We start from the raw sequence: 13,414 nt of genomic DNA, 5'->3' as shown, positions 1-13,414 counted from the left end.
TGCTTCCTCTCGTTCATGTTTACTCAGGCGTCGTCGGGCTTCTCGTAGAGACTTGGTTCCATGCGGCTTTTCCCGCCATCTTCCGCAAGCCGACATTCAAACTCGTCACGCAGGAATGGGTCTTCCATCCAGTAGGGGATGGATGTGCCGCCCTCGGTAATGTCCATGCCGGTGTGATCAATCTGTTTCGCGCCGGGCGGCAGGCCGGTCACCAGGCTTGGGTGATTGGGACCATTCCACATGATCAAGCGAAACGGTTCTTTCGAGGCATTGAAATGCTGGTGATACCAGCGAGCGCCGCCAGGTGCCGCGCTGACGATCCCGAAAGGACCATAATCAACCCGTTCGACCAGGTGACCGTTCCCATCTGCCCAGGGATTCACTCCCAGCCGCTCAGGCCAGGTATAGGTATACCCATGGCCGCCGATACACATCAGCACGGTTGCTGAGGTATGGGCGTGAGCTTTTGCGTACCGGCCGGTTTCATGTTGGCCAATCTTGATGTAGAACTTGTTGCCCGTCATCTGCGGTTCGACCCGGCGATACCCCGGGGACCGACGGTTGTCGTAAGGCAGGTCCGCGTTGATGAGATCCGGAATGTAGTTGGTGCGCTGCATTGCCAGGCCCCGAATCGGATCCGGCTCTATGTCCTCGTTGTGCACATAGAAGTCATCCGATTCGGAGAAACGATCGGTGAACTTGTAGGGACAATTAAAGATGAAATCGACGTCGCCAATCAGATTAATCAGGTTCGGTGCGGTCGTGCCAACAGTAATCAGCGCGGGTTTCGAGGTAGCGTTTACGATACGGTGATAGGCGTTGACCGGAATGGAGAACAACGAGCCTTTCTGCCATTCAAAGGTGTGCTTCTTGCCGCCTTCTTCCAGCCAAACTTCGGTGGATCCGCGCCCCTCCACCACAAACACCACCTTCTCATACAGGTGTTTTTCAACATTGAGCGCTCCGGCCGCCGGAATTTCGGCAATGTAGAACCCCCACTTTCCTTCCGAGCCATTCAACTGGATATAACTGCCACGGCCTCCCAGTCGCGGCCAGTCGGCCAGTGGCAAATCCTTGACCGACCCAATGCCAATACCCCGAAAAACCGGTACACCTTCGGAATCCATGAACTTGTCATAATCCGATTTGGGTTGACCAAAAGAGCCAAAACCGGCCCGCTTTCCCTTCCCCGGCTCTTCCCATTTTTCTGCCGTTTCACCGCTTGCCTGCTGAGACATTGCATTTCCTCACGTTAAGATCGTCGTAGAATCGCTTCCAGGGCCATGGGCTGACCACGCCAACAAGCAGCGTGGTCAGCCCCGGTCATCACTCGGTGCCCAGCAGTTCAACGACTTCGTCTGGCGCTGCAAACAGTTTCTCGTAGGCATCCGTCATCTCCGCAGGGCTGGCGTAATCGCCCCAAGGACGGCCTGCGCGCTTGGCTTCCTCGGCTGCCTCTGGATCCTGGACCACCTTGTAGAAGGCATCCTGCAAAGCTTTCAGGCGATCCTCAGGCACACCAGGCGCTGTAAAGAACGGGCGGCCCACCAACATCTGACCTTCCAGAACCTCCGCCACCTGCAGCCACTTACCGGTAAGCGCAGTCTTCACGTTTTCAACATTGTCGATGTCTGGGTGACTGCCCAGTTTGCTAATCACCTTGAAGCCCTCATCGTTGATCTGGTCAAGGGCACTGCCATAGGTATTGATGGTGCCTTGTGCCTCATCGCGGAGAACCGCAAGGGTCTGATCGGAAGTGCCTTCATACCCGGTAATGATTTTTACCGGGTATCCGGATTCCTCCAGCATCAAAGCCAGCTGGTAAGAGCCTGCAGACCGCCCACTAACGGCAAAGCTGAAATCGCGCCCGTGGTTTTCACGGTAGTTTTTAAGATCTTCCAGGTTATTCACAGGCACATCTGGCCCCGCCAACCAAACCCTGGTGGATTTGGAGACGCTGCCCAGAGGACCAAACTCCAGGGTCTTGTAGCGAATTTCGGACCCACCGAGTCTTTCAGAGACCGCCAGTTCACGGGCTGGAATAAGGATTTCAGTACCGTCTTTCGGCGCACGGTTGAACATGTAGTTGGTCGCCACCAAACCGCCCGCACCGGGCCGATTAACGGCAATCACATCCGGGTTACCCGGAATGTATTTTCCGATGTGACGGGCGACCAGCCTGCCGTAAAAGTCGTAGCCACCTCCCGGCGTTGACCGAATGACAACCGAAACGGTCTTACCTTTGTAGAAATCGGCAACCGCACTGTCGTCCTGGGCCAGCGCTGATGATGAGAAAGCCCCGCCGGCTGCGACCAGCGCCATCACTGTGAAAAGAAAACCAATGCATTTTTTTGTCGTTTTAACCATGGTTGAATCCTCTCTATCGGTTTTGTTGTTTTTACTCGTTAGCACTTTCATTTCTACCCCTGTGATTGCGTTTGAATCGCGATCCAAACGCTGATGCGCCATGCATCACCCGTCGAAAGTCGCCGGATGGACTGTGCCTCTCATGAGAGCCACTCCAGAATCAGCCCCTGGGGAAAAGGCAAATTCAGCAGTTGGTTGAAAATCCCCCATACCACGGCGGCAACACCTGCAGTCATGGCAATAACAAACATGGGGCGTTCCTGGTGCCGCCACAGGTAGAGTCCCACCATGAGCGGTACTGAAATATAAAACCCAATCAGGAACAGCCCGAGCAGCAAACCCGCCAGCCAGCAGAACTGTTCAGCGGCTCTTAGCCGCCCGATGCGTGATTTCTCGACATCGGTTATCGCAAAATCGGCTGCGCCATCCTGCTGGTTGGTTTTTCGATTCGTTTGTGTTTCGTCTGTTCTCCACGCCGTCCAAAGCTCGCGCCCAAGCTGGATCGAGATCAGTAGGAGCCCAAGAATGCCAACCGTCATGGGAAAGAGCTTTGCCTGCATTGGTTTGCCGGCCGCCTCGTAGATGACGTAGGCAAAAATCAGGAGCATGCCCAGGGTTACAAGTGAAGATCTCGGCAGATAGCTCATTGCTTGGCCTCCTTCGGGTCACGGCGATCGTTTGTTGAGCCATACCACCGGCGCATCAGGGAGGGGTATGCCACGATAACCACCAAAACCACCATGAGAGTTAACGCACCCGGCCTCGCCAGAAAACCAAACCCGTATACCTGGAAAGATGTCCAAAGGAAGTTTTCGGCCAGCGGCCCGAGCACGACTCCCAATAGCAGTGGCGGGCGCGGCCAGCCACCGGCTCGAAGGACATACCCCACGATGCCGAAGCCCATCATGACGACAACATCATCGATGCGGTTCGAGTTGGCAAAACTGCCCAACACAGCCATCGCCAGAATCACGGGGACAAGAACACTCGGCCGCAACATGGTCGCCATCGCAAGTTGCCGGGTGAACAACAGGCACAACAAAGTGGTGATGATCGAAGCAATAATCAGAAGCCAGATGATGGAAAACGTGACATCCAGTTGGGTCGTCAGGATCTCCCGGCCCGGCTTGATACCAACGATCAGCAGCCCACCGAAGATCAATGCCAGAGTACTGCTGCCGGGAATGCCGAACGCGAGCGTCGGAATCAGAGCACCCCCCTCTTTTGCATTGGTAGCGGCATCGACTGCGATAACCCCTCGAACATCGCCCTTGCCGAAGGTTTCGCTGGCACCCTTGCAGGTCTGCCTGGCATGCCCATAGGCAAACCAGTCGGCTACGGACGATCCCAGCCCCGGGATAATGCCAACCCAGACCCCGACGAACGCACTGCGTACGACCAGCCACCAGTGTGTGAATGCATCCTTGATTCCCTGCCGACGGCCCTCGCTCAGGTTTCCAAGTTCCACGTTGGAAACCCCCTGACCACGGGATGCCATGAAGATCAGTTCCGGTATGGCAAACAAGCCGATGGTCAGGGGCACAAGCCCGATCCCGTCGAACAGATAGACCGAGTCAAAGGTATAGCGCGGCACACCGCTCAGCGAATGAATGCCCATCATCGAAATAGCCAGGCCAAGCGCACCCACCGCGATACCTTTGAGCGGCGCATTACCGCTCAGAGAGCCCACCATGACAACGCCCATCATGGTCAGCATGAAAAACTCTGGCGCACCCATCAAAAGGACAAGGGGTCGCACCACGGGAATAGCGGCCAGCAACACAATAGCTCCGATGACACCGCCCAGCGCAGAAGCGGTAAACGCCGCAGCCAGTGCGCGGGCAGCCTCGCCCCGTTGCGCCATGGGATAGCCATCCATAATGGTCGCCTGCGAACCGCCGCCTCCTGGCACCGAGAACATGATCGCGGTTATGGAGTTGGCGGTATTGCTGACTGCCCAAATGCTAACGATAAGCGCGACCGCCTCGAATTTCTCCAAGACGAAGGCGAACGGAAGCAAAAGCGCGATGGCGGTCTTGCTGCCGACGCCTGGCATTGCCACCAGCGTCGAGCTGATGACAATACCCACCAACATCAACAGGAATGCTTTCCAGTGCATGATGCCCAGAAAGCCTGCCCAAGCTGCGTCTAACATCGACATGAACGTGTCCACTCCCGAACGGTGCGGGCTGACTCAACGACCGACGATGTAGTTTCACCGGATTTGGAGACGTTGAGAGGCCTCACAGTTTTGTTGTTATTGAAAGTATTCATCACTGAATTCAGTGGTAACCGATTTATTTTCTTTACTGGAACCGGGAAGGGGCTCACCGTCTGAACCCGTCCGCGTCCAGGGAGAGGCTTCGACATCTACCACGCAACCGACACGCAGCAACACCAGCGCTTCACCCGGCTCGGCGTGGAAGTAGTAACGGCAGCCTCGGGGCAAAAGAATGCCCTCATTCCGCGAAAACGTGACTGCCTCTCCCTCCGGCCCGTAAAACGTGGCCCGACCCTGGAGAACAATGAACGTATGGTCCTCGTTGGTGTGGGCGTGCAGGGTATTTTCGCCGCCCTCAGCGTAAGTCTTGAGGTTTACCCACATCCGGTCCGTGGCCGCCAGCAACGCCGACCCACGACCGTTTTTCGGCAGCCGAACCCGCATCCGGAAGGTCTGCGGCTTTCGCAAATCGTGCTCGGCGAGGTGTGCTGCCAGAGCCCGCTCCAAACCACCTTTTCCGGTGTTCAGATTCGAAGGCTCGTGGCCTCTGGTCTGGGGGTTATGAATGGCTGGTGACATAGCGTTTTTATCTCTGTTTAAGATTATTTTTCTGCTGTGCAAAAACCGTCCAACTTCCCTATCAATTCAACACCTAAAATGGGTAAGGACAAATGGTGTTTTCGGTATTTTGTATAACCGGATCGATATAAGCTGAACTTCGCAATTCTCCGGGGAAAAGTTGCAGAGCCCGGCGCTAGAACCTGCCGGGCCCTGCTCCGGTTTCAGTTCGCGTTCTTGATAATCGCAATCACATCATCGGGCGATTTGTACGCTTCAAGAACGATGTCCTGAACCTCTTCACCGCCGACAAAATTAATACCCAACGCCTGGTTCGCTGCGTCCTCCAGGAAGGCAGGATCTTCCGCTGTTTTTGCCAGCGCCTCCCGCAGGACGGCGACTCGGTCCTCGGGAACTCCCGGAGGCGCAACGTAAGGACGTCCCATCACCTGCCGTGCAAACAAAAGATTGAGTACCTGGCGCTGTTTTTGAGTTTCAGCAAATTCAGTCACCAGAGGCACATCAGGAAGCTCGCTGTGCTTTTTCAGTGACATCTGGAACAGCAGGTTGACCTTGCTTTGTTCAGAGCCATCGTTCAGTTGTGCAAACCAGTCCGAACGTCGAGATTTGGCGCTACTCCAGGACCAGCCACACCGCCCCATGACCTCGCCACGTTCCATTGCCAGCAAAATATCGTTGCCACCCGGGTAACCGGAAATAACGTTCAGTTTGAAACCAAAAATTTCGCTCAGTACCCGCGGGAAAAGATCGGTATCTGCGCCAGAGCCTGTTCCACCAACAGTCATGGACGTTTCTTTCAGGTCCTGCCATCGATCAATTCCGGATTCATGCCAGGAAACGCAGATGCTGGTCTCGTTATTCAAACTGCCAAGCCAGTTCATCTCGCCAGGCTCGAATTGGGCCTGCGCATTGCCAAACAGCGGCTCGAACGCCATACCGCGTCCAATAGTGGCAATGACAGTCCCATCATTTTCCGCGACATTGGTAATCTGATTGGTCAGTACCAGGCTTCCGGCCCCGGGCACGTTCCGCACCACCACGTTGGGATTGCCCGGAATATGCTTGCCCAAATGCCGCGAAAGCGTGCGGGCATAGGTGTCGTAGCCGCCACCCGCCGAATAACCGATCATCAGCGTCAGTGTCTTGCCTTCGTAAAAGTTCTCAGCGCTGTCCTGAGCCTGCGCCGTTGAAAATCCGACCAAAGCTGCCAAGCCGAATGCGGTTAGTGTTCTAGATAAAAATCTGTTCACCAGTACTCTCCTCGAATAGCCGTTTTGTTGTTATTCTCACTTATCATGCAAGCACCTGCCGCCGTACACGACCAATGACAGTTCCACTTTTTGATATAGCTGAATCGTTATAGAAAGCCCCGAAGATCGAAACCACGTCGGCTGGATGCCGGAATATTTCATGGGAACGGAGCGGGAGGAGAGGATGAAAAGGGGGTACCCTCGAAAACGTGTGCTATCGGGTCAAATACGCTAGCGACCAGGTACCCTGCGCCAATTCAGATAAGCGCCAATCGCTCTGGAGACGCCGATTGGCACCTGGTGTTCGCAGGAGCCAATCGGCGTCCACAGATCGGCCCCCACGATCACCGGAGGGCCGTTAAACGGCAGTGCGTTACATGGCGTCTTTGATGACCGCAATCACGTCATCAGGGTACTCGTAGGCCTCTTGCACGATGGCCTGGATTTCCTCACCGCCGACAAAGTTGATACCCAGACTCTGGTTTTGCGCATCCTTAAGGAACTCAGGGTCCTCGACGGCCATGGCGATGGCCTTGCGCAACATCGCGACTCGGGCTTCGGGCACACCGGGAGGCGCCACCACCGGCCGACCCATGACCTGGCGGGCAAACAACAGGTTCAGCACCTGCCGTTGCTTTTCAGTTTCTGCAAATTCAGTGACCAGCGGAACATCCGGAAGGTCGGAGTGCTTCTTAAGCGACATCTGGAACAGAATATTGACTTTGCCCTGCTCCATACCCTCGTTCAGTTGGGCAATCCATTCTCCGCGAGTCGATTTTGCACTACTCCAGGACCAGCCGCAGCGACCTTCAACTTCGCCCCTCTCCATCGCCAGCATGACATCGTTGCCGCCCGGGTAACCGGCGATGATGTTGAACTTGAAGCCAAACAGGTCGCTCAGCACTTTCGGGAATAGGTTGGTATCCGCCCCGGCGCCGGTTGAACCAACGGACAACGCCTCGGTTTTAAGGTCCTGCCAGTTTTTAACCTTGGCTTCATGCCAGGCCACACACAGGCTGGTTTCATTGTTAAGACTACCCAGCCAGTTCATTTCTCCCGGCTTGTAAAGCGCCTGCTCATTACCGAAAAGCGGTTCGAAAGCCATACCGCGGGCTACACTCGCAATGACCGTGCCGTCGGATTCCAGGGTATTGGCAACCTGATTGGTGAGCACCAGACTTCCAGCACCCGGTACATTCCGCACCACAACCTGTGGGTTGCCGGGAATGTGTTTGCCGAGGTGGCGCGCAAGTGTTCTGACGTAAGTGTCATAGCCACCCCCGGCGGAGTGACCACTGAGAAATGAAATGATTTTGCCGTCGTAAAATGCCTCATCACTTTGGGCATAAACCGGGCTTGCAAGTGTGACCGTCGCCAGAGTAAAGGCGGCTGTCATTCGAACGATCGAACGGAACATAATTTTCCCCTTTATATATTCATTGTTTTTGTTGTGCCGATATAAAGTCTTTTACCTGCTGTCTTATCAATTCAACACCGAATACCCGCAAGAACAAATAGCGTTTCAGGTTTTTCATATAGCTTTATTAATATAAATTTCTGCCTGCACGACACCAGCAACCAAATCAACGTGAGAGGATTCGGGGCACGATCTGAGCATAGGGAGGAAGGGCGATTTTAAATCACCAAATGGTCGGAAAGGGTCGGGCGCGCTGGATCAAACGGTTGACCACAAAGCGCCCTTGCGCCAAGGCAAGCGCCAAGTTCACAGGGAGACACCGATTGGACCTGAGTCAAAACCAAGACCCAATCGGCGCCTTCCTCAGAACACGTTTTCGTTATATTAGCCGGTTTTCAACGAGCGCGCTCCGGACTCGACCGAAGCGCGCTTATTACCGCTGGCTTAGAGCGGTGGCAGATGCTCCTTCTCGGCCTCATAGGCCGATTCCATCTGCGACGTGAGCCCTTTCTCAGCCAGCGCGTCTGCAAACAGAGTTCGCACGGTGTTGCTCTCATCCGCGTAGTCGATCTGGTGGCCGCCAATACGACGGCTGATCCAGGCCTTGGGAACACCCTGAGCGTTGCGGAAAGCCACACCCTCGTATTTGAACGCAAGATAGCGCGCCGGGGTTTCACCGGTATTGAAGTGTTGGTGGAACCACATATTCGGGGGCGTGATCAGCGTGCCGGGTTTCCAGTCGTAGCGCTTGGGCTCCTCACCCTCAGGCCACATCAGTGAGTACCCCTCACCCGCCAGAATGATCACGTGAGCACCCGGGCCGTGGGCGTGGGCTTTCTTGTAAGTACCAACCGGGAACTGGGAGATGTGCGCGTTCATGGAACTCTTCGCCAGGTTGAAGCGGATGTGTCCGCCGCCTGCGCCACGCTCTTTAGCCTCAACCAGAGGCAGATTCACAGCGTCAGCAACAAAGTTGGTCTCCAGCCTGAACCCGTTCAGCTCGTCCTTTGGCGAAAAATAATCCGACTCACCAGAGAAACGGCTCTTGAAGTCGTATTCCGTATTGAAGATGAAATCGTTCTCTTCATACAGGTTCATGATCGGTGGCATATTGGTCACCGACACAAAGCGCGCGGGCTTCTGACCTGATCCGTTGAAATGCTGGAACCAGGTGTTCAGCGGCACGGCAAACAGCGCGCCGGTTTCCCACTCGAACGTTACTTTCTGTCCTGCATCGTTCCAGACGGTGGTAGAACCACGACCGTCCAGAATCATGATCATTTCCTCGAACAGCTGGCGCTGGGGCGCAAGCTTTCCACCGGAGGGAATCTCGCACACATAGCAGTCGTTCGTGGTTCTGGAGGCGTCATGGTTAATAAAGACGCCTTTACCACCGCGACTGTCCCAAGGCTTCAATTCCACCGTGTTCAGATCCGGTACATAGATACCGTCGATGATTTCCAATCCCTGATCCGCGACCCAGCGCGTATAGGGTGTTTCTTTTTCCGTCGCGAATTTTTTGGCAATTTCGTCGGAGACGATTGCGTCTTTTCTCGCCATTGTGTCGACCTCGTTACATTCTGATGGTGATGACCACGCACCCGATCGATGAAACCGATGCGCCAGCCCATGAAATCATGCGTGTCCGATGACCGGCTCAATAAAAATAAACTGGAACGCCGGTCCTCCATACGGAATATCCCACAGAGAATCCCAAAACGTCAAGTAAACTGGAACGCCATTCCTTTAACTACGAATGCCATTTAACAGGCTCAAGCCTGTGATACCGGGGGTTGGCGCCAAAACAGCCACCCTGTATATTTTCCACATAAAGGAACATCGTTCCATATATTTTGACCCAGTGCTAGAATTGACGTTTAAAACAAGCATTGACCGGCAGACGGGAGCGCATCCATGAAGGACGATCACGGCCATCAACACGGCCACAGCCACGGCCACGCCCATGGCCATCATCACGATCATGACCACCACATCCCGCAGGATGATGGGCCCATTGAAGAAAACCCTTTGTGGCAGCGGGACAACGTCACTCTCTGGAGCGTCGGAATTGACATCGGATCAGCTGGCACCCAGGTGTTATTTTCAAGAGTCCAGTTACAGCGACAGTCGGTCGACCTGTCCAGCCGCTATATCATCATTGACCGCGAAACCTTCTATGAATCGCCGGTGAGCCTGACGCCCTACCGGAGCGAGACCCTGATCGATGACCGGGCGCTGGGTGAAATCGTCGACAATGCCTACAACTTCGCCCGGGTTCGCCCCGAAGACATTGATACCGGTGTGGTGATTCTCACCGGCGAGGCCCTGCGACGGGAAAATGCCTCGCGAATTGCAAGCATCCTTTCGGAGAAATGCGGTGATCTGGTGTGCGCGACCGCAGGCCATCACATGGAGGCCCGGCTCGCTGCGTTCGGTTCCGGGGCGGCCAGAGCCTCGTTTGACCGCGACGAATGTATTCTGAACATCGACATTGGTGGGGGCACCACAAAACTCAGCGTACTGGAAAACGGCAAAGTGCTGGCTACCGGTGCCGTTCACATTGGCGGTCGACTGCTGGCGACTGACCCCGATGGGACGCTTGCCCGCATTGATCCGGCCGGTCGAACGCACGCCGCCCGGGCCGGTTTTAACTGGCACGTCGGCGATCGGGTTGACCCCGAGCAGTTGGACCAGGTGGCCCAAACCATGGCCAGTACGTTAATTCAGGTTCTGACCTGCACGCCGGTGCCGCCGGACGCCGCCGAGCTTTACTTGACAGACCCCATTCCCGACGAGCTCTTGCGCCGGGCGAAAAGCATGGTGTTTTCGGGCGGGGTTGCGGAGTTTGTCTATCGACGCGAAGAGCGGGACTTCGGCGATCTCGGACAACGCCTGGGCCACGCATTGCGTGACCGGATTGATTCGGGCGAACTGTCCTGGAACTTGCTACCGGACAGCCAGGGTATTCGCTCTACCGCCCTCGGCGCCTCTGAATATACCACCCAGTTAAGTGGCAACACCTGTTTTGCAACCGATTACGATGCCCTGCTGCCCCAGCGAAACCTACCGGTACTCCGTCCCGAGTTCGACTTCACCGACCAATTCAACCCTCAGGAATTGGGCGCCAAGCTGCGTCAGCATATCGAAGCCTTCGAGATCGATGCCGCAAGTGATGATCTGGTGTTGGCCTTTCACTGGGACGGCACACCGGAATATCAGCGCATGCGGGCGTTGGCCGAAGGTATCCGCGAAGGTGCAGCCGACCGAATTGCAAGCGGCAAGCCGCTCTTCATCGTGCTGGATGCAGACATCGCGCTGAACCTGGGCGCCATTCTGCAGCAGGACCTGAGCATTGATAATGACATACTGGTGATTGACGGGGTCGCACTGTCAGACTTTGACTATATAGATATAGGGCGCATCCGCAGGCCGTCCAACACCATGCCTGTCACCATTAAATCACTAATTTTCAACGACACGATGGACGGCGCCAAAGCGCCGGAACGGATTCATCACAAACCCAGGGACTAGGCCGGGAAACAAGACCTTCCGAACCAACCCCAGGTGAAGCGTCAACAACACCTGGGGTTGCGAGCCGCTCACCCCATCAATAGCACACCGGGGAACAGCTTGTATTCCAGCAACTGAACAAAGACAACGAAAACAAATGCCGTTGCCCCGGCAGCCACAGCGGCGCACATAGGCAGTGATAACCGACCGGAGAACCTGAGGAAAGCAAAGACGTAAAGCGGTGTACTGATCAGAAACCCGACCAGATAGAGGGCCAGCAAAAGCCCCCCTAACCAGCCCACGGCCTTGAGTTCTTTCACCACACTCACGCCGGCCATCTCGTCCTCAACCGCCGCCTGGCGTTCCTTCGGCGGTCGCATCACCGCAACCACTTGCACAGTCAGTTCCAGCAGCGCCAACCCGAGAAAAATCCAGCCCACAAGTTGCGGGAAAGTACCGCTGATGCCCTGATACGAATAGGCGGCAATCAGGACCGATATCGCGCAAAGCACCATCACCGCCGCCACGATCAGCCCCGAGTTCAACAATCGAACCATCATGCTTTCTGTCCTGTTTTGCGCTTCAGTGCTTTGGAGATCATCGGCATCAACAACGCCACTACCACCAGCCCGAGGAGAATAACAAACGGAGTATCGCCAAAGGCCTTGGACCAGTCACCGCGATACATCAGTGACGTCTGGAAGTAATTTCTTTCCATGAGCCCCCCCAGCACCAGCGCGATCACCAGCGTGATCCTGGGATAGTCAAAGCGATGCATCAGATAGCCCAGCACGCCAAAGAACGCAGCGGCAAACACATCACCGATGGAGTTGTGCAGCGCGTAGGCGCCAACCAGGGAGATGACAATCACTGACGGAATCAGAATGGAGGTATCGATGTAGGTGACCTTGATCAGGTAACGAGCCGTCAACAACACAATGATTCCGCTGGCCACCGTCGCCGCCAAAAGCGCCAGAATCAGCACAAAGATGGTGAATTCGCGTTCCAGCAGCAACATCGGCCCCGGGTCCATGCCGTGCAGCACCAGCACCCCCAGGAAAAGGGCCATCTCGGCGCTGCCGGGAATGCCAAAAGCCAGCGTGGGTATCAGCGCGCCACCGTCTTTGGCATTATTGGACGCTTCAGGGGCGATCACACCGCGAACATCGCCTTTGCCAAACTCTTCCTTGTTTTTGCTGGTCTGCAACGTAAAGGAGTAGGACAGAAAGGAGGCCACGGTGCCGCCAACCCCCGGCACAGTTCCAATCACCGAGCCTATGGCAGATCCACTCAGGATTACTTTGAAATGTCGAAAAGCTGATTTGATGCCCTCTAGTGTTCCGGATACTCCCACGCTGTCCATGTCGCCAGATTTTGCGATAGTGCCACCGTCAACATACAGCTTCAGCATCTCCGCAATCGCAAACAGACCGATCAGTACCGGCACGATCGACAGGCCATCCCACAGGTAATCGATACCGCCGGTGTAGCGGGTAACACCGCCCAGGTCGTCGTAGCCAACGAACCCGATGAACAGGCCCAGACAGGCGCCAATGAGCCCTCGAAGAAGATTGCTGCTGGCCGCCGTCAGCGCCGTCAGTCCCAGCAACGCGAGCATGAAATAGGCGGGCGGGCCAAAAAACAGAATGATGCTCTTGGCAACCGGCAACAGCATGATCAGAATCAGAGCGCCAATCACACCACCCACCGACGATGCCGTGACTGCAGCACCAATGGCCACGCCAGCCTTGCCCTTGCGGGTCAGCGGATAACCATCGAAGCAGGTGGCCGCGTTGGGCGCTGTACCTGGTGTGTTCAGCAGGATCGCGGTAATGGAGCCGCCAATGGTGACAGCGCCCATGACCCCACCCATCAGGGTAATGGCCTGCTCTGCCTGCATACCAAAGGTCAGCGGAAGCAACAGTGCAATGGCTGTCGCCCCGCCAAGCCCCGGGATGATCCCGAACACGACACCGACCACCACACCGAGCAGCAGGAAAAGAAGGTTCATACCGTCCGCGAGGTAACTCGCGGCGGTAAAGACTGAATCAAACATGGAGGTTACGCCAG

11 protein-coding genes are annotated in these 13,414 nt (G+C 55.7%); 1 reads left to right on the top strand and 10 read right to left on the bottom strand.

Features of this window, described 5'->3' with window-relative positions; genetic code table 11:
* Positions 1-23 precede the first annotated feature (23 nt).
* The 8 genes from ABJM11_RS01975 to ABJM11_RS01940 all read right to left on the bottom strand — a co-directional run bounded on the left by ABJM11_RS01975 (position 24) and on the right by ABJM11_RS01940 (position 9,394).
* A complete protein-coding gene (locus ABJM11_RS01975; protein ID WP_348296947.1) occupies positions 24-1,238 on the bottom strand; it encodes a cupin in 1,215 nt (404 codons plus the stop codon).
* Between the two features lie 88 nt (positions 1,239-1,326).
* Positions 1,327-2,367, bottom strand: coding sequence for a tripartite tricarboxylate transporter substrate-binding protein (locus ABJM11_RS01970; RefSeq protein ID WP_348296946.1), 1,041 nt, complete (start codon positions 2,365-2,367; stop codon positions 1,327-1,329).
* Positions 2,368-2,507: 140 nt separating this feature from the next.
* Positions 2,508-3,014: a tripartite tricarboxylate transporter TctB family protein gene (locus ABJM11_RS01965; protein WP_348296945.1), complete on the bottom strand. Its 507-nt coding sequence runs from the start codon at positions 3,012-3,014 to the stop codon at positions 2,508-2,510.
* Positions 3,011-4,528, bottom strand: coding sequence for a tripartite tricarboxylate transporter permease (locus ABJM11_RS01960; protein ID WP_007153648.1), 1,518 nt, complete (start codon positions 4,526-4,528; stop codon positions 3,011-3,013). Before ABJM11_RS01960 ends, ABJM11_RS01965 begins: the two co-directional genes overlap by 4 nt.
* A gap of 96 nt (positions 4,529-4,624) precedes the next feature.
* Positions 4,625-5,167: a cupin domain-containing protein gene (locus tag ABJM11_RS01955; protein ID WP_348296944.1), complete on the bottom strand. Its 543-nt coding sequence runs from the start codon at positions 5,165-5,167 to the stop codon at positions 4,625-4,627.
* 203 nt (positions 5,168-5,370) lie between these two features.
* Positions 5,371-6,417 carry a Bug family tripartite tricarboxylate transporter substrate binding protein gene (locus ABJM11_RS01950; protein ID WP_407069945.1) on the bottom strand — a complete coding sequence of 349 codons (1,047 nt, stop codon included), beginning with the start codon at positions 6,415-6,417 and terminating at the stop codon, positions 5,371-5,373.
* Between the two features lie 373 nt (positions 6,418-6,790).
* Complete coding sequence (locus ABJM11_RS01945; protein WP_348294655.1) at positions 6,791-7,834, bottom strand: tripartite tricarboxylate transporter substrate-binding protein; 1,044 nt, start codon at positions 7,832-7,834, stop codon at positions 6,791-6,793.
* Between the two features lie 444 nt (positions 7,835-8,278).
* The gene (locus ABJM11_RS01940) at positions 8,279-9,394 is read right to left on the bottom strand and encodes an ethanolamine ammonia lyase-activating protein (RefSeq protein WP_348294654.1); all 1,116 of its coding nucleotides are present in this window, start codon (positions 9,392-9,394) and stop codon (positions 8,279-8,281) included.
* Between the two features lie 354 nt (positions 9,395-9,748).
* On the opposite strand from ABJM11_RS01940, the gene ABJM11_RS01935 reads away from it, so the two are divergent.
* Positions 9,749-11,365 (top strand): ethanolamine ammonia-lyase reactivating factor EutA, encoded by a 1,617-nt coding sequence (locus ABJM11_RS01935; RefSeq protein ID WP_348294652.1) that lies wholly within the window; start codon positions 9,749-9,751, stop codon positions 11,363-11,365.
* Positions 11,366-11,433: 68 nt separating this feature from the next.
* Here the strand turns inward: ABJM11_RS01935 and ABJM11_RS01930 are convergent, their stop codons facing one another.
* Both ABJM11_RS01930 and ABJM11_RS01925 read right to left on the bottom strand, forming a co-directional pair.
* Entirely contained in the window at positions 11,434-11,904 is a 471-nt protein-coding gene (locus ABJM11_RS01930) for a tripartite tricarboxylate transporter TctB family protein (RefSeq protein ID WP_007155375.1), read from the bottom strand.
* Positions 11,901-13,400: a tripartite tricarboxylate transporter permease gene (locus ABJM11_RS01925; protein WP_348294650.1), complete on the bottom strand. Its 1,500-nt coding sequence runs from the start codon at positions 13,398-13,400 to the stop codon at positions 11,901-11,903. Before ABJM11_RS01925 ends, ABJM11_RS01930 begins: the two co-directional genes overlap by 4 nt.
* Between the last annotated feature and the right edge of the window lie 14 nt (positions 13,401-13,414).

The organism is Marinobacter sp., from assembly GCF_039977835.1.
Taxonomy (GTDB): domain Bacteria; phylum Pseudomonadota; class Gammaproteobacteria; order Pseudomonadales; family Oleiphilaceae; genus Marinobacter.
The sequence above is the reverse complement of the archived record's forward strand: the minus strand, read 5'-3'. Positions and strand labels throughout refer to the sequence as shown.